Source organism: Phocaeicola coprophilus DSM 18228 = JCM 13818 (assembly GCF_000157915.1).
GTDB lineage: Bacteria > Bacteroidota > Bacteroidia > Bacteroidales > Bacteroidaceae > Phocaeicola > Phocaeicola coprophilus.
Window position 1 is genome coordinate 2,400 of record NZ_EQ973645.1, and the last position, 16,446, is coordinate 18,845.

Below are 16,446 nucleotides of genomic sequence, written 5' to 3' on the forward strand. Positions count from 1 at the left end.
CAAATTAGGTAAGTATTTGTGCATCAAATACTTACCTAACCACCAGTCGGGGTGACTGGATTCGAACCAGCGACCACACGCCCCCCAGACGCGTACTCTAACCGGGCTGAGCTACACCCCGAAACTACTTAAGGTTGGGCTACTCGGACTCGAACCAAGAAAAACAGGACCAGAATCTGTTGTGTTACCATTACACCATAGCCCAAAAGTAAATGTCTTCTCCGTGAAAACATCCTTTATAAAGAAGTTGGGCTACTCGGACTCGAACCAAGAAAAACAGGACCAGAATCTGTTGTGTTACCATTACACCATAGCCCAAAATCTCATTTTAGTCATCCCCTCTCGGTTTGACGCTGCAAAGGTACAACTTTTCCATAACATACCAAGCATTTCTCCATTTTTTTTCAAAAGAAATCTTTTTTTTCTTCATTTTTCCCTCATTTTAGCCTCATAACCCTGGTCAGACTCTCAAAAAATCCAAAAGGTAAAGAGAAATATGTCGGTTTCTTTCGCAATATACAGAAAAGCCAGTATATTTGCCTACCTAATTATATTAATCAAAAAACTAAAACAGAAAAGTCGAAATAGAATGGACAAAGAAAAAAAACTGATAGAAAAAATAACAGAAGGTATTCAAGAAAAGAAAGGGAAAAAAATTGTAATAGCAGATCTGACTGGCATCGAAGACACCATATGTAACTATTTTGTAATCTGTCAAGGAAATTCTCCAAGCCAGGTTTTGGCCATTGTTGATTCCGTAAAAGAACACGTAAGAAAAGAAATGGGAGAAAAAGTATATGCCATTGACGGTACCAGAAATGCACAATGGGTAGCAATGGATTATAGTGACATTATCGTACATATTTTCTTGCCGGAAGTTAGAGACTTCTATAATTTGGAACACCTTTGGGCTGATGCGAAATTAATTCAAATCCCCGATTTAGATTAAACAAAGATAACTATGAACGAAAATTCAAATAACAAACCCAAGATCAATGTACCAAAGCCAAACTTAAGTTGGCTATATGTAGTCATAGCAATGGTCTTTGCTTTCCTCTGGTTCTCCAGTGATGAAGGTAGTGCCAATAAAGAAATTACCTATACCGAATTTAAGGATATGGTAAGTAAAGGCTATGCAAGCAAAATTATTGCATACGACAATAACACGGTTAATATGTATATCAAGCCTGAACATATTGCTGATGTCTTTAAAAGTGATGCAAATAAAGTAGGAAGAAGTCCTTCGGTCAACGTACAAGTTGGATCAATGGAGGCTTTAGATAAGTTTTTGGATGAAGAACAGTCGCAAGGACATTTTACCGGATCAATAAGCTACGAAAAGAAGAATGACTATTTCGGAGTTATTTTCTGGAATTTAGCTCCCTTTCTGTTCCTCATCGCACTCTATTTTTTTGCTATCCGCCGTATGGGAGGAGGATCTGGTCCAGGAGGAGGAACCAATGTTTTCAGCGTTGGGAAAAGTAAGGCTCAACTTTTTGAGAAAGGAGCAAACAGAGTTACATTTAAAGATGTAGCAGGGCAAGCTGCAGCCAAACAGGAAGTAGAAGAAATTGTTGAATTTCTAAAACAGCCCCAGAAATATACTGAACTAGGAGGTAAAATTCCTAAGGGAGCATTACTTGTCGGTCCTCCGGGAACTGGTAAGACATTGCTTGCTAAAGCAGTTGCAGGAGAAGCAGATGTACCCTTCTTCTCTATTTCGGGATCTGACTTCGTTGAAATGTTTGTCGGTGTAGGAGCATCACGCGTACGTGATCTGTTCCGACAGGCCAAGGAAAAAGCGCCTTGTATTATCTTTATTGATGAGATTGATGCTGTCGGACGAGCACGCGGAAAGAATCCCAATATGGGAGGAAACGACGAAAGAGAGAATACACTGAATCAGTTGTTAACTGAAATGGACGGATTCGGTTCAAACAGTGGAGTCATCATCTTAGCAGCAACCAACCGGGTAGACATCCTGGATAAAGCGCTGCTAAGAGCAGGACGATTCGACCGCCAGATCTATGTTGATCTTCCGGATCTGAATGAACGGAAAGAAGTTTTCGGAGTACATTTAAAGCCTTTAAAGTTAGACAAGAACGTAGATGTTGACTTGTTGGCCCGCCAAACTCCCGGGTTCAGTGGAGCAGATATTGCCAACGTTTGTAATGAAGCTGCTTTAATCGCAGCACGTCATTCAAAAGCTTCTGTCGACAAAGATGACTTTTTAGCTGCAATCGACCGAATTGTCGGAGGATTGGAAAAGAAAACTAAAGTTATGACTGCCGCAGAAAAGCGTACCATTGCTTTACACGAAGCCGGTCATGCAACCATTTCCTGGTTCCTGGAACATGCCAATCCTTTGATCAAGGTAACCATCGTTCCTCGTGGACGTGCGTTAGGCGCTGCCTGGTATTTACCGGAAGAACGGCAAATTTCTACCAAAGAACAAATGTTGGACGAGATGTGTGCAACCTTAGGAGGACGTGCCGCTGAAGACGTTTTTGTAGGATATATTTCTACGGGAGCAATGAACGACCTGGAACGTGTAACCAAACAGGCATACGGCATGATCGCTTATGCCGGTATGAGTGACAAGCTGCCGAACTTATGTTATTACAGCAATGACGAATACAGTTTCAGTAAACCGTATAGCGAACATACGGCTGAACTGATAGACCAGGAAGTTCAGAATATGATCAATGAGCAATACGCCCGTGCCAAGGCTTTGCTTCTTGAGCATAAAGAAGGACATAATCAGTTAGCCCAACTTTTGATAGAGAAGGAAGTAATCTTTGCTGAAGATGTGGAAAAGATCTTCGGTAAACGCCCGTGGACTTCCAGATCTGAAGAAATCATGGCGTCTGAAGAAGCTTCTAAACAGAAGGAAGAGAAACAGGAAAAAGAAGAAACACCAGTTTCCACATCTGAAAATGAAGCTAAAGATCCGGAAGTAAAAGAACTTCCTGAACCAACAGAAGATAAAACAACCTTAAATAGCTAAGCGTGAAAAATAATTTTATTCAAAGGGCAATTACCGGGGCTATATTTATAGCCGTACTGATAGGAGGTATTGTGAGCGGACCTATTCCGTTCACAATACTCTTTTCTCTGATCAGTGCTCTGACCATTTATGAGTTTGGAACAATTATTGGTAAAAGTGGAGAAGTACAAATCAACAAATCCATTACCATTCTGGCAGGCATCTTCCTATTTATAGGATTTGGATATTTGGGAGTAGCACCGGGTAAGAATGAGATACTGATTCCTTACCTGTTTCTCATCATTTATCTATTCGTCAGTGAACTTTATCTCAAAAAGAAAAATCCGGTTCACAACTGGGCATATGCAATGATGAGTCAAATATACATTGCTCTCCCCTTTGCACTGCTGAATGTTTTGGCTTATCACACATCTTCAGACGGCAGCATTTCGGAATATAACCCGATACTGCCTCTTTCCATTTTCATCTTCAACTGGGTAAATGACACTGGCGCTTATTGCACTGGTATGCTTTTCGGCAAGCATAGACTATTTGAACGTATTTCCCCCAAGAAGTCATGGGAAGGCTCAATCGGCGGAGGTGTTTTCAGTATCATTGCTGCCATAGCAATGGCTCATTTCTTTCCGTTCATGTCAACCGCGACATGGATTGGTCTGGGCTTAACCGTTGTCATTTTCGGTACATGGGGAGATTTGACAGAATCATTGCTGAAACGTACTTTGGGTATAAAAGACTCCGGAAATATCCTTCCGGGACACGGAGGCATGCTTGACCGGTTCGACAGTACAATCTTAGCTGTACCTGCAGCTGTGGTATACCTTTATATAATATCTCTGTTTTAATGCAGCAGCTATAAAGTTATCCTTATAAATAAAATACCCCGGCAATCAATACAACTCGCAGACAAACTGATGTATTGATTGCCGGGGTATATATTTCCCTCTATTTCTTTTTATTCAAGCATCGAAGTATTTCCTGAGCCGCGCGTTCTGAAGCTCCAGCCTTTCCCAATATCTGAATAATCCGATCATAGCCATCCAGCATTGCCTTTTGTTCAGGAGTCTCAGCCAGTAGCTTCTTCAGTTCTGCCTGTATATTCTTGACTGTCATTCCATCTGCAACCAGTTCCTTCACAACTTCACGATCTGCAATCAGATTGACTAAAGATATATATTTCACTTTCAGAATATGTCGGCGTAAAAATGAAACAAGCCGTCCTGCAGCCGTATAATAACAAACAACCTGCGGTACCCGGAACAAAGCAGTTTCCAGTGTCGCAGTGCCAGAAGTTACCAATGCTGCTTTTGCATGCTGAAGCAAACGATATGTCTGACCAAAGACAATCTCTGCATCCTCGTTCATATAGGATTGGTAAAATGAAGGTTCAATCCCCGGAGCTCCGGCAACGACAAACTGATAGTCTGGAAACATCTTGGCTGCTTCCATCATACGAATCAAGTTATCTTTAATTTCCTGCTTTCGGCTTCCTGCCAATAGAGCTATAATCGGTTTATCCTTCAAGTGATTACAGGATATAAACTCAGTAAAACCTTCTTGATTTTCCGACCGGAAAGCTTCCACAGCATCCACACAGGGGTTTCCTATATAATGAATCGGATATTGATGCTTCTGGAAAAAATCTACTTCAAAAGGCAGAATGGAAAACAATTCATCAACATCACGCTTAATATTTTTAATTCTGTATTCTTTCCACGCCCAAATCTTAGGAGAAATATAATAATAGACAGGAACAGAGGTATGACGTTTTACATATTCCGCAATTTTCAGATTAAATCCCGGATAGTCTACCAATATCAAGACATCAGGCTGCCAGGCAACAATATCCTGCTTGCAAAAATCCATATTACGGAAAATCGTCCGAAGATGAAGCAGAACCGGTATAAATCCCATATAAGCCAGATCCTTGTAATGTCTGACCCGAGTACCGCCAACCGCTGTCATCAAATCACCTCCAAAGAAACGAAATTCAGCCTGAGGATCTTCTTGTTTCAAAGCTTTCATTAAATTGGAAGCATGCAGATCTCCTGAAGCCTCTCCTACTATCAGATAATATTTCATATCATACGGTTAAATTCCAATGAGACAACTCTTCAAAGATTTCATAAGCTGTCACGTCAATCTTTGTCGGTGTTACAGCTACATAGCCATGATCCAAAGCCCAATGATCTGAATCTTCCGCTTCAGGCTCATCGTTCCGGTATTCTCCTGTCAGCCAATAATAGTGTCCCCCCCGAGGATGTACCGCCTGCTGGAATTCATTGGTCCATACACCTTTTGTCTGACGACAAATGCGTACACCTTTCAGCACAGAATCATTAGGAAAGTTTACATTCAGACAAATGCCGACAGGCAATCCATGCTGCAACACCTCCTCCGTAATGCGGCGAACATATGGCAATGTAAACGAGAAATCAGCATCTGCAGCATGATTGCATAAAGAAAAGCCTATCGAAGGTATTCCCTTCAGGCAGCCCTCTATCACCACTCCCATTGTTCCTGAGTAATGTACATTTACAGATGAATTATCCCCATGATTGATTCCTCCCACTACCAGATCCGGTTTTCGGGGCACAATCGTATGCAAAGCCAGTTTTACACAATCAACGGGAGTTCCAGAACATTCATAAACAGAAAGTCCCGGCTCTCTTCGAATCATTCTGCATTTCAAAGGAACTTCTGACGTAATAGCCCCGGAAGCTCCGGAACGGGGGCCACTGGGAGCAACAACAACAAGATCAGCAACCGGCCTCAAGGCTTTTATCAATTCCTGTATTCCTTTTGCTGCCACTCCATCATCATTCGACAGCAAAATCAATGGTTTATCTTTCATTCCTATTCTAAATAAATTCGGTGTAAAGTTACAATCTTTCCGTATAGGGCCCAAAAAAACAATGGTACAATGCGTTTACAAATCTTAATCTTCTCAAATCAAGTATGTAATTAAACGATTTTGACTATCTTTGCCCTGCCGAAGTTATTAACAAAAGCGGTGAGTTATCAACACTTTTCCAAAAAGTAACCTTTTCTTAACTAAGAGTATCACCGATTATTAGTTACTTCGCAATCAGATTAAACTGATTAATATGGGAAAAATTATTGCTTTAGCCAATCAAAAAGGAGGCGTGGGTAAAACCACAACGACCATAAACTTGGCCGCATCACTAGCCACTCTCGAGAAGAAAGTACTAGTAGTCGACGCAGATCCTCAGGCAAATGCTTCATCAGGCCTGGGAGTAGACTTGAAAGATATAGACTGTTCGATCTATGAATGCATTATCAATAAAGCAGATATACGAGAAGCTATTTATACGACAGATATTGATGGTCTGGACATTATACCTTCTCATATAGATCTCGTGGGAGCAGAAATCGAAATGCTGAATCTCGAGAACAGAGAAAAAATCATGAAGCATGCTCTGGAACCCATGAAAAAAGAATATGATTATATCCTGATCGACTGTTCACCATCCCTCGGGCTGATTACCATCAACGCATTGACAGCTGCAGACTCTGTCATCATTCCGGTTCAATGTGAATATTTTGCACTGGAAGGTATCAGCAAACTATTGAATACAATCAAGATAATCAAAACCAAGCTGAACCCTTCACTGGAAATTGAAGGTTTCCTGCTTACGATGTTCGACTCACGCCTACGTCTGGCCAACCAGATCTACGATGAAGTAAAACGTCATTTTCAGGAACTGGTATTTAAAACCATTATCCAACGTAATGTCAAGTTAAGTGAAGCTCCAAGCCATGGAATTCCGGCCATTCTTTACGATGCAGAATCCACAGGAGCCAAAAATCACTTGGCGTTAGCTCATGAAATTATAAACAAGAACAACTAAGAAAGGATATATTCCTATAAATAACTATGGCAGTACAGAAAAAATTTGCATTAGGCCGAGGTCTCGACGCCTTGATATCTACTGAGGAAGTCAAGACTTCGGGTTCGTCATCCATCAGCGAAATAGAACTGAGCAAGATTTCAGTAAATCCCAATCAGCCTCGCCGTGAATTTGACCCGATTGCCTTACAGGAACTGGCAGATTCCATTGCCGAAATAGGCATTATCCAACCCATAACCCTGCGTCAGATCAGTGAGGATTTTTATCAGATCATCGCAGGAGAACGCCGTTACCGTGCTTCTATTCAGGCTGGTCTCCATACCATACCGGCCTATATCCGTACAGCTGATGATGAGAATGTCATGGAAATGGCCCTGATCGAAAATATCCAGCGTGAGGACTTGAACTCACTGGAAATCGCTCTGGCTTATCAGCATCTCATCGAACAGTATGAACTGACACAAGAACGGCTGAGTGAACGAGTAGGAAAAAAAAGAACCACTATCGCCAATTATCTGCGACTTCTTAAATTACCGGCTCCCGTACAGGTTGCCTTAAAGAATAAGGAAATAGATATGGGACATGCACGAGCATTGCTGGCTCTGGATGACCCTAAGACTCAAATCCGTATTTTCAATGAGATTATCTCTCAGGGATATTCCGTCAGAAAAGTGGAAGAAATTGTAAAATCCTTATCCAGCGGAGAAAGCGTTGAATCAGGAGGAAAAAAGATCACTCCTAAAGGAGCCAAGCTGTCAGAAGAATACACCATGTTGCAAAGCCATCTTTGCAGCTTCTTCGGAGCAAAGGTACAACTGTCCTGCAGTTCAAAAGGTAAAGGCAAAATTAGTATCCCCTTCAATGACGAGACTGATCTGGAGCGAATCATGGAAATACTCGATTCATTGAAAAAAACCGAATAAACTGCAACTACATTGAAACGACAGAAACAAACATATCTTGGTTATCTCTTCCTGTTCTTATGGCTACTGACAGGATTTGCAGGTGAAGTTCAGGCACAACGCGCCCTCAAACATCGTACGGGACAGCTGACTGCCGACTCGATCCGTATGCAGCATGTTACAGACAGCCTGGCCTTGCTGGATACTCTGTCCCTGCAACGTCAACAGCAAATAGATGCATTGGAAGCTCCTGTGGATACTGCGGCTCTGGCCAGCCAGAGTGACTCCATCCAGAAGGCCGCGCAGAAAAAAGTTAAAGAAAAATGGATTCCCAATTCCAACAAATCGGTATGGCTGGCACTGGCTATTCCCGGAGCGGGACAGATCTACAACCGTAAGTATTGGAAACTTCCCATCATATACGGAGGTTTTGTCGGATGTGCATATGCACTGACCTGGAATGGGAAAATGTACAAAGACTATTCGCAGGCTTATCAAGACATTATGAGCGACAATCCGAACAACAACAGTTACATGGATTTCCTCCCGGCCAGTACCACTCCTGAAGAAGTTCAGAAGAACCTGGCCAGCTATCAAGAAAGATTCAAGAAAAAGAAAGACACTTATCGCCGTTATCGCGACTTAAGTATATTTGCATTTATCGGTGTCTATCTATTATCAGTCATTGATGCATATGTAGATGCTGAATTGTCGGATTTCGACATTTCTAAAGATTTGGGTATGAAACTGGAACCCGCAGTATTTAACGACGCATTCCGCAACCGGCCACAAGGAGTCGGCCTGCAATGCAGTATCAAATTCTAAATCCATGAAGAAATTTGTAATTGGTCTTATGACCTTTCTCAGTGCAACAGCACTTTATGCACAACAAACGGAAAAAAGCATTACGATACAGTCTGCTGAAGGAAAAGTAGACGTAATCGACCTGCCGGAAGGAATGCTTTCCGAAACGGACAGCCTATACCTTGACTGGGTGTCCAAACACTACATCAACATGTCGGAAAACTGTACCATGACTTCCGAAAATCCGGTCGTAAGTGATTCCATCTATATGAGCCGCCTGCAACGGATCCCTGCTATCATTGAAATGCCGTACAACGACATCGTTCGAAAATTCATAGACATGTACGCAACCCGCCTTCGGCAAAAAGTGGCATTCATGCTTAGCGCCAACAATCTTTACATGCCTATCTTCGAAGAAGCACTTGACTTATACGATCTTCCCCTGGAACTGAAATATCTTCCGGTTATCGAATCAGCACTTAACCCCACTGCTACATCCAGCCAGGGAGCTGTCGGCCTCTGGCAATTCATGCTACGCACCGGAAAAGTGTACGGCCTCAAGACAACCAGCCTGGTTGACGAACGGCGTGACCCGATCAAATCAACCTGGGCTGCTGTCCGTTACTTGAAGGACCTGTACGAAATCTATCATGACTGGAATCTTGTGCTGGCAGCATACAATTGCGGTCCCGGAACCATCAACAAGGCTATCCGCCGCGCCGGAGGAGCTACCGACTTCTGGACTATTTACAATTACTTGCCTAAAGAAACCAGAGGATACGTACCTGCCTTCATTGCTGCAAACTATATCATGACTTACTATTGTGAGCATAACATCAGCCCGATGGATATGAACATGCCGGAAGGAACAGATACGATCCATATATCCCGCAATCTGAATCTCAATCAGGTTGCCGGTGTCTGCAACATCAATATCGACCAGCTTCGGGCACTGAATCCGGAATTCAAGAAAGATATTATTCCCGGCAACGAGGAACCCTATGCGCTTCGTCTGCCCAATAACATGATCAGTTGTTTTATTGAACACGAAGACAGTATCTACAATTACAAGCCCGAAGTATATCAGACCCGCCGCAGTACGGTAGAAGTCAAGGATCCGGCAGGAACCTCCACAGGGAAAGCCGTTTACTACCGCATCAAAAATGGAGATACCCTGGGAGGAATTGCTGCTAAATATGGTGTCAGTGTCAACCAGCTTCGACGGTTGAACGGCATAAAAGGCAGCAGCATCCGTGCCGGAAAGTCCATCCGTATCCGATAAGAAAGCAAAAATATGCAAGTCTTTTGATTCTATTCCCCTAAAAGACTTGCATATTTCTGCATTTTTCATATTTTTGCAGAACCGTTTTCAAGAAAGGGAGGGAGGAGTATGACGGACGAAAGACAAGTTCAAGAACAAAACGATGAAAAGCTGATCAACGATGCCTTTCAGGAATTGCTCGACAGATATCTGGAAAGTAAGCATCGCAAAAAGGTCGAAATAATAACCAAGGCTTTTAATTTTGCCAGACAAGCTCATAAAGGAGTGCGCAGACGCTCCGGTGAGCCATATATCTTGCATCCTATTGCCGTGGCACGCATTGCATGTGTGGAAATCGGCCTGGGATCTACTTCCATCTGTTCCGCATTGCTCCATGATGTTGTGGAAGATACGGATTATACCGTTGAAGACATTGAAAATCTCTTTGGTCCGAAGATCGCCCAGATTGTAGACGGTCTGACCAAAATTTCCGGAGGTATTTTTGGAGACCGTGCGTCAGCACAGGCAGAAAACTTCAAGAAACTGCTGCTGACCATGAACGATGATATACGGGTTATCCTGATCAAGATTGCCGACCGGTTACACAACATGCGTACACTAGGCTCCATGCTCCCCAGCAAACAATACAAGATTGCCGGTGAAACGCTCTATATTTATGCTCCTTTAGCAAACCGTCTGGGTCTCAACCGTATCAAGACTGAGCTGGAAGACCTGAGTTTCAAATATGAACATCCCGAAACTTACCAGCAGATACAGGATAAGCTGAAGGCAACCCAGGCTGAACGTGACAACGTTTTCGAAGAATTTACCGCTCCGATCCGGGAACAGCTGGATAAGATGGGACTTCCATACCGGATTCTGGCACGCGTAAAATCACCCTATTCCATCTGGAACAAAATGCAGACCAAGCATATCACATTCGAAGAGATCTATGATATCCTGGCTGTAAGAATTATATTTACCCCGCGCAACGAAGATGAAGAACTGAACGACTGCTTCAACATCTACGTCTGCATCTCCAAACTCTATAAGCCACATCCCGACCGTCTGAGAGACTGGGTCAGCCATCCGAAAGCCAACGGATACCAGGCTCTGCATGTCACCCTGATGAGCAACAAGGGACAATGGATCGAAGTGCAGATCCGAAGCGAACGCATGAACGACGTTGCCGAACAGGGATTTGCGGCTCATTGGAAATACAAGGCAGGAGGAGGCAGTGAAGACGAAGGAGAACTGAGCAAATGGCTGAAGACAATCAAGGAGATTCTGGACGATCCACAACCGGATGCTCTTGACTTTCTGGATACCATCAAGCTGAATCTTTTTGCCTCTGAAATATTCGTATTTACACCCAAAGGTGAAATCAAGACAATGCCACAGAACTGTACGGCACTTGACTTCGCCTTCTCGATCCATACCTTCCTGGGAAGCCATTGTATCGGTGCGAAAGTCAATCACAAGCTCGTACCGCTCAGCCACAAGCTGCAGAGTGGAGATCAGGTAGAGATTCTGACTTCCAAATCACAGCGCGTACAGCCTTCCTGGATCAACTTTGCAACTACAGCCAAGGCCAAAGCCAAAATCCTGTCCATCCTGAAACGGGAGCGTAAGGAAATGCAGATGAAAGGCGAAGACATGTTGCATGATTTCCTTCAGCAGGAAGAGCTGGCTGCCAGTGAAGAAAATATCAAAAAACTTTGCGATCTGCATAAACTGAAAAATGCGGACGAACTGGCTTTACAGATCGGACAGCGTGTCATTACCCTCGGAGAAACAGACCGGAATGAACTGAAAGAGAAACCGACTCCTACAAGCTGGAAGAAATATATCGCTTTTGCTTTTGGCGGAAGCAAGAAGCAGGAAGAAAAGCAACCAGAGCCTCAGCCTTTGGAAATTGACAAAAAGAAAATCATCAAGCTGACTCCGGATGCCATTCAGAAGAACTATATCATTGCCGACTGCTGCAAACCGATTCCGGGAGATGATGTACTGGGATATATTGACGACAACAACCGCATTATCATCCATAAACGTCATTGTCCCATTGCCAACCAGCTGAAGACCAGTTTCGGCAACCGGCTGCTTGCCGTACAATGGGAGATCGGAAAAGCCCTCAACTTCCCGGTCAATGTTTACATCAAAGGAATAGACGGTATCGGTGTGCTGAATCAGGTAACGCAAGTTATCTCCCAGCAACTGAATGTAAATATCCACAAGTTGAATATAGAATCAAACGATGGAATCTTTGAAGGACGTATCCAGCTGTTTGTACACGATGTGGATGATGTAAATACGATCTGCAACAACCTGAAAAAACTGGAAAACCTAAAACGTGTAACCCGTATCGAGAACTTCGACGACACGATTACCGACTGACAACAGAAAGAAATTCCGGACAATCTTCCAAAGAGAACAACATCTCCTGAGATTGTCCGGAATTTCTTTTTCAAGTGAGATAATCAAGTTCTTTCCGCATACTTACCAGTTCTTCCCTCACTTTCTTAAGCCTTTCTATGATTTCTGCCGAACTGGCCGCAGACTCACGGTTCTGCTTCAGGCGCTGCTTGGCTCCAGCCAGAGTCATCCCTTTCTCCTTCACCAGATGATAAACCAGCCGGATGTTTTCAATGTCTTCCTTACGGTATTGCCGGACATTTCCTCCTGTCTTCTTGGGAGCAATCATCGGAAATTCCTTTTCCCAATAGCGCAACAATGACTCATTCACATCGAACATACGCGCCACCTCGCTGATGGAGTAATATAATTTCAGTTCTTTATCGGTTCGTAAAGCCATACGTTTTCAGTTTTAATTAATCGAATACCTTACCGTGATTTGCCGCAATCTCTACCATCCGGTCATAATCATCAGCATTCAAATCCATGAAATAATAGTTCACCGGATTCACGATCTGTCCCTTCACCATCACCTCATAATGCAGATGTGGTCCTGTACTCTTTCCGGTGGTTCCCACTTTTCCGATAGTCTCCCCTCGCACGACCTTTTGCCCCACACGTACATCAATCTTACTGAGATGGGCATAGCGGGTCACATATCCGAAACCATGATCAATCTGGATGCAATTGCCGTAAAGTCCCTCCCATCCTGCTTTTCTGACCACACCGTTTCCGGTTGCATAAACCGGAGTTCCTACGTTAGCCGAGAAATCCATTCCGGAATGAAACTTCACAGTCTTGTAAATAGGGTCAATCCGTGTTCCATATCCCGAGGCTGTCTGCTTCAGATCCTTATTCGAAACAGGCTGGATGGCCGGAATACATTCCAGCATCTCATCGTGCTTCTTGCAGAGTGCAAGAACTTCATCAAATGACTTCGACTGAATATACAACTGACGTTCCAGCAAGTCCATTTTCTGAGTAGTGTTCACCACCAGTTTGGCACTGGGCAGCTCCATCAGGTCTTCGTAACGGTTCGTCTTGTTATAACTGGGAGTTCGCAAAGCATCTGCTACCGGATCGGCCTGCATCATGACACGATACAGGTTGTCATCACGCTGCTGCAAGCCTTTCATCACCTGCAAGGATTCGTCCAGCCGGCTGGACAAAATGTGATACTGAGCCTGCAGACGGGAGTTTTCCATACGCAAGTCTTTTTCGGATGGAGAACCGAAGATCAGCAACAGAACAATGAAACTTCCGGCTCCCAGTCCCATCCCCACGAACAAACGGCGCAGGTAACTCATTACGCGTTGGCGCATAGTGGGATAAATACGGTCGTAAGTACGCGTTTTCGGATTATAAATATAGTAGACTTTACGCATTCAAATCTGGTTTTGATTTTTTTATCGTACAAACATTCAAGTTTTTGCACCAAACATACGGACAAAAATAATAAAACAGATTATCTTTGCAAACCGATTTTAAGAAATTAACTACATAATATATAAACAACTATGTTGACAGCAAATGAAATCCGCGACTCATTCGTCAAGTTCTTTGAGTCGAAAGGACACCAGATTGTGCCCTCAGCACCTATGGTCATCAAGGATGACCCGACCCTGATGTTTACCAATGCAGGGATGAACCAGTTTAAAGATATTATCCTCGGCAACCACCCTGCCAAATACAAACGCGTAACAGACTCCCAGAAGTGTCTGCGCGTGAGCGGAAAGCATAACGACCTGGAAGAAGTGGGTCACGACACGTATCACCACACCATGTTCGAAATGCTGGGTAACTGGTCATTCGGCGACTATTTCAAGAAAGAAGTCATCGGATGGGCTTACGAATACCTGGTTACCGTACTGAAACTGGATCCGAAAGACCTGTATGTCACTGTATTCGAAGGAAGCCCCGAAGAAGGTCTTGCACGCGATGACGAAGCTGCAGGCTACTGGGGACAGTTCTTCCCGGAAGACCACATCATCAACGGAAACAAGCATGACAACTTCTGGGAAATGGGCGATACAGGTCCTTGCGGTCCCTGTTCCGAGATTCACATCGACTCCCGTTCTGAAGAAGAAAAAGCTGCTGTTCCGGGACGCGAACTGGTGAACAAGGATCATCCGCAGGTTATCGAAATCTGGAACCTCGTGTTCATGCAATATAACCGTAAGGCTGACGGAAGCCTGGAACCGCTTCCTGCAAAGGTTATTGATACCGGTATGGGATTCGAACGTCTGGTACGCACCCTGCAGGGCAAGACTTCCAATTACGACACTGACGTATTCCAGCCAATCATCAAAGTGATCGGCGACCTGTCAGGCAAGAAATATGGTGATGACGAAAAAGTGGACGTTGCCATGCGTGTCGTTGCCGACCACATCCGTACCATTGCTTTCTCTATCACTGACGGCCAGCTGCCTTCCAATGCCAAGGCCGGTTATGTTATCCGCCGTATCCTGCGCCGTGCAGTCCGTTATGCTTACACATTCCTCGGACAGAAGCAGGCCTTCATGTACAAGCTGGTTCCGGTACTGATTGAAAACATGGGAGGTGCTTATCCTGAACTGAAAGCTCAGCAGGCTCTGATTGAAAAAGTAATGAAGGAAGAAGAGGAATCATTCCTCCGTACACTGGAAACCGGTATCCGTCTGCTCGAAAAGACCATGAACGAAGCCAAGGCTGCCGGCAAGACAGAAATCAGCGGTGTAGATGCCTTTACGCTGTATGATACCTTCGGATTCCCGTTCGACCTGACTGAACTGATTCTGCGTGAAAACGGCCTGACAGCCGATGTGAAAGGTTTCGAAGCTGAAATGCAGAAGCAGAAAGAACGTGCACGTAACGCCGCTGCCGTAGAAACGGGCGACTGGGTTACCTTGAAAGAAGGTGAAACCACTTTCGTCGGTTACGACTATACTGAATATGAAACCAGCATTCTGCGTTACCGTCAGGTAAAACAGAAGAACCAGACCTTGTATCAGATCGTTCTGAGCGACACTCCGTTCTATGCAGAAAGCGGTGGTCAGGTGGGTGACACCGGTGTGCTGGTCAGCGAATTTGAAACCATCGACATCATCGATACCAAGAAGGAAAACAACCTTCCGATCCACATCACCAAGAAGCTTCCGGAACACCTGGATGCTCCGATGATGGCTTGTGTGGACACCGACAAGCGTGCGGCTTGTGCTGCCAACCACTCTTGTACGCACCTGCTCGACGAAGCATTGCGTCAGGTTCTCGGCACACACGTAGAACAGAAAGGATCGCTCGTAACTCCGGACTCTCTGCGTTTCGACTTCTCTCACTTCCAGAAAGTCACTCCGGAACAGCTCCGCGAAGTGGAACATCTGGTCAACGCCAAGATCCGCGAAAACATTCCTTTGACCGAATACCGTAACCTGCCGATCGAAAAGGCCAGAGAACTGGGAGCTATCGCCCTGTTCGGTGAAAAATATGGTGACGAAGTACGCGTCGTACAGTTCGGATCTTCCATCGAATTCTGTGGAGGTACTCACGTATCAGCTACCGGAAAAATCGGTATGGTCAAGATCATTTCTGAAAGCTCTGTTGCAGCCGGCGTACGCCGTATCGAAGCTGTAACCGGTGCCAAGGTAGAAGAAATATTCGACACCGTTCAGGATACTCTTTCTGATCTGAAAGCACTGTTCAACAATGCTCCCGATCTGAAGGCTGCCATCTCTAAGTACATTGACGAGAATGCAGGCCTGAAGAAGCAGGTAGAAGAATTCATGAAGGAAAAAGAAGCCAGCGTAAAGAACAAACTGATCGAAGGCGCAAAGGATATCAACGGAGTGAAAGTCATCAAGGCTGTACTCCCGATGCCGGCAGACGCCGTGAAGAACATTGCCTTCCAGCTGAAAGGACAGTTCACAGAAAATCTGTTCGTAGTTATCGGAAGCGTATTCGACAACAAACCGCTGCTGACTGTAACCATGAGCGAAGATCAGGTGAAAGCCGGACTGAATGCAGGCCAGCTGGTACGCGAAGCAGCCAAACTGATTCAGGGTGGCGGTGGCGGTCAGCCTCACTTTGCAACTGCAGGTGGAAAGAATCCGGACGGTCTGAGTGCAGCCGTTGACAAAGTCATCGAACTGGCAGGATTCTAATCCTTTCCTCTGACAACATAAAAATCCTCACTGGACTTCCGTCCGGTGAGGA

Annotated in this window: 13 protein-coding genes and 3 tRNA genes; 9 read left to right on the forward strand and 7 right to left on the reverse strand. The window is 44.5% G+C overall.

Annotated elements, in window-relative coordinates; all coding sequences use genetic code 11:
• Nucleotides 1-46: 46 nt before the first annotated feature.
• The 3 genes from BACCOPRO_RS11485 to BACCOPRO_RS11495 form a co-directional block, all read right to left on the reverse strand.
• Nucleotides 47-121: transfer RNA gene (locus BACCOPRO_RS11485), tRNA-Pro, on the reverse strand.
• Nucleotides 122-134: 13 nt separating this feature from the next.
• A tRNA-Gln gene (locus BACCOPRO_RS11490) sits at nt 135-205 on the reverse strand.
• A 42-nt stretch (nt 206-247) separates the two neighbouring features.
• A tRNA-Gln gene (locus BACCOPRO_RS11495) sits at nt 248-318 on the reverse strand.
• A 271-nt stretch (nt 319-589) separates the two neighbouring features.
• Between BACCOPRO_RS11495 and rsfS the strand changes: the two genes are divergently transcribed.
• Genes rsfS through BACCOPRO_RS11510 form a run of 3 tightly spaced genes read left to right on the forward strand, consistent with a single transcriptional unit; the run spans nt 590 to nt 3,849 of the window.
• Nucleotides 590-949 carry a ribosome silencing factor gene (gene rsfS / locus BACCOPRO_RS11500; protein WP_040311468.1) on the forward strand — a complete coding sequence of 120 codons (360 nt, stop codon included), beginning with the start codon at nt 590-592 and terminating at the stop codon, nt 947-949.
• A gap of 12 nt (nt 950-961) precedes the next feature.
• Entirely contained in the window at nt 962-3,007 is a 2,046-nt protein-coding gene (ftsH, locus tag BACCOPRO_RS11505; protein ID WP_008143832.1) for an ATP-dependent zinc metalloprotease FtsH, read from the forward strand.
• Nucleotides 3,008-3,009: 2 nt separating this feature from the next.
• Complete coding sequence (locus tag BACCOPRO_RS11510; RefSeq protein WP_008143834.1) at nt 3,010-3,849, forward strand: phosphatidate cytidylyltransferase; 840 nt, start codon at nt 3,010-3,012, stop codon at nt 3,847-3,849.
• Between the two features lie 100 nt (nt 3,850-3,949).
• On the opposite strand, the gene lpxB is transcribed toward BACCOPRO_RS11510, so the two are convergent.
• Complete coding sequence (gene lpxB, locus BACCOPRO_RS11515; RefSeq protein ID WP_008143835.1) at nt 3,950-5,086, reverse strand: lipid-A-disaccharide synthase; 1,137 nt, start codon at nt 5,084-5,086, stop codon at nt 3,950-3,952.
• A 1-nt stretch (nt 5,087) separates the two neighbouring features.
• Nucleotides 5,088-5,858, reverse strand: coding sequence for a 5'/3'-nucleotidase SurE (surE, locus tag BACCOPRO_RS11520; protein ID WP_008143837.1), 771 nt, complete (start codon nt 5,856-5,858; stop codon nt 5,088-5,090).
• 253 nt (nt 5,859-6,111) lie between these two features.
• Here surE and BACCOPRO_RS11525 point away from each other — a divergent pair, with 253 nt between their 5' ends.
• From BACCOPRO_RS11525 to BACCOPRO_RS11545, 5 genes are all read left to right on the forward strand, one after another.
• Nucleotides 6,112-6,876, forward strand: coding sequence for a ParA family protein (locus BACCOPRO_RS11525; protein ID WP_008143838.1), 765 nt, complete (start codon nt 6,112-6,114; stop codon nt 6,874-6,876).
• 26 nt (nt 6,877-6,902) lie between these two features.
• Complete coding sequence (locus BACCOPRO_RS11530) at nt 6,903-7,799, forward strand: ParB/RepB/Spo0J family partition protein (protein ID WP_008143841.1); 897 nt, start codon at nt 6,903-6,905, stop codon at nt 7,797-7,799.
• A 12-nt stretch (nt 7,800-7,811) separates the two neighbouring features.
• Nucleotides 7,812-8,603: a DUF5683 domain-containing protein gene (locus BACCOPRO_RS11535; protein ID WP_008143842.1), complete on the forward strand. Its 792-nt coding sequence runs from the start codon at nt 7,812-7,814 to the stop codon at nt 8,601-8,603.
• A 4-nt stretch (nt 8,604-8,607) separates the two neighbouring features.
• On the forward strand, nt 8,608-9,864 hold the full coding sequence (locus tag BACCOPRO_RS11540; RefSeq protein ID WP_008143844.1) for a lytic transglycosylase domain-containing protein: 1,257 nt from the start codon (nt 8,608-8,610) through the stop codon (nt 9,862-9,864).
• 108 nt (nt 9,865-9,972) lie between these two features.
• Nucleotides 9,973-12,240, forward strand: a complete 2,268-nt coding sequence (locus BACCOPRO_RS11545) for a RelA/SpoT family protein (protein WP_008143848.1) — start codon at nt 9,973-9,975, stop codon at nt 12,238-12,240.
• 70 nt (nt 12,241-12,310) lie between these two features.
• Here BACCOPRO_RS11545 and BACCOPRO_RS11550 read toward each other — a convergent pair whose 3' ends face one another.
• Nucleotides 12,311-12,658: a MerR family transcriptional regulator gene (locus tag BACCOPRO_RS11550; protein WP_008143850.1), complete on the reverse strand. Its 348-nt coding sequence runs from the start codon at nt 12,656-12,658 to the stop codon at nt 12,311-12,313.
• Nucleotides 12,659-12,674: 16 nt separating this feature from the next.
• Entirely contained in the window at nt 12,675-13,643 is a 969-nt protein-coding gene (locus BACCOPRO_RS11555) for a peptidoglycan DD-metalloendopeptidase family protein (RefSeq protein WP_022278198.1), read from the reverse strand.
• Nucleotides 13,644-13,775: 132 nt separating this feature from the next.
• Here BACCOPRO_RS11555 and alaS point away from each other — a divergent pair, with 132 nt between their 5' ends.
• Nucleotides 13,776-16,394, forward strand: coding sequence for an alanine--tRNA ligase (gene alaS, locus BACCOPRO_RS11560; protein WP_008143853.1), 2,619 nt, complete (start codon nt 13,776-13,778; stop codon nt 16,392-16,394).
• Nucleotides 16,395-16,446 lie beyond the last annotated feature (52 nt).

Coding starts and splice junctions, on each gene's coding strand:
- rsfS (WP_040311468.1), top strand. CDS start 590: ATGGACAAAGAAAAAAAACTGATAGAAAAAATAACAGAAGGTATTCAA.
- ftsH (WP_008143832.1), top strand. CDS start 962: ATGAACGAAAATTCAAATAACAAACCCAAGATCAATGTACCAAAGCCA.
- lpxB (WP_008143835.1), bottom strand. CDS start 5,086: ATGAAATATTATCTGATAGTAGGAGAGGCTTCAGGAGATCTGCATGCT.
- surE (WP_008143837.1), bottom strand. CDS start 5,858: ATGAAAGATAAACCATTGATTTTGCTGTCGAATGATGATGGAGTGGCA.
- BACCOPRO_RS11525 (WP_008143838.1), top strand. CDS start 6,112: ATGGGAAAAATTATTGCTTTAGCCAATCAAAAAGGAGGCGTGGGTAAA.
- BACCOPRO_RS11530 (WP_008143841.1), top strand. CDS start 6,903: ATGGCAGTACAGAAAAAATTTGCATTAGGCCGAGGTCTCGACGCCTTG.
- BACCOPRO_RS11540 (WP_008143844.1), top strand. CDS start 8,608: ATGAAGAAATTTGTAATTGGTCTTATGACCTTTCTCAGTGCAACAGCA.
- BACCOPRO_RS11545 (WP_008143848.1), top strand. CDS start 9,973: ATGACGGACGAAAGACAAGTTCAAGAACAAAACGATGAAAAGCTGATC.
- BACCOPRO_RS11550 (WP_008143850.1), bottom strand. CDS start 12,658: ATGGCTTTACGAACCGATAAAGAACTGAAATTATATTACTCCATCAGC.
- BACCOPRO_RS11555 (WP_022278198.1), bottom strand. CDS start 13,643: ATGCGTAAAGTCTACTATATTTATAATCCGAAAACGCGTACTTACGAC.
- alaS (WP_008143853.1), top strand. CDS start 13,776: ATGTTGACAGCAAATGAAATCCGCGACTCATTCGTCAAGTTCTTTGAG.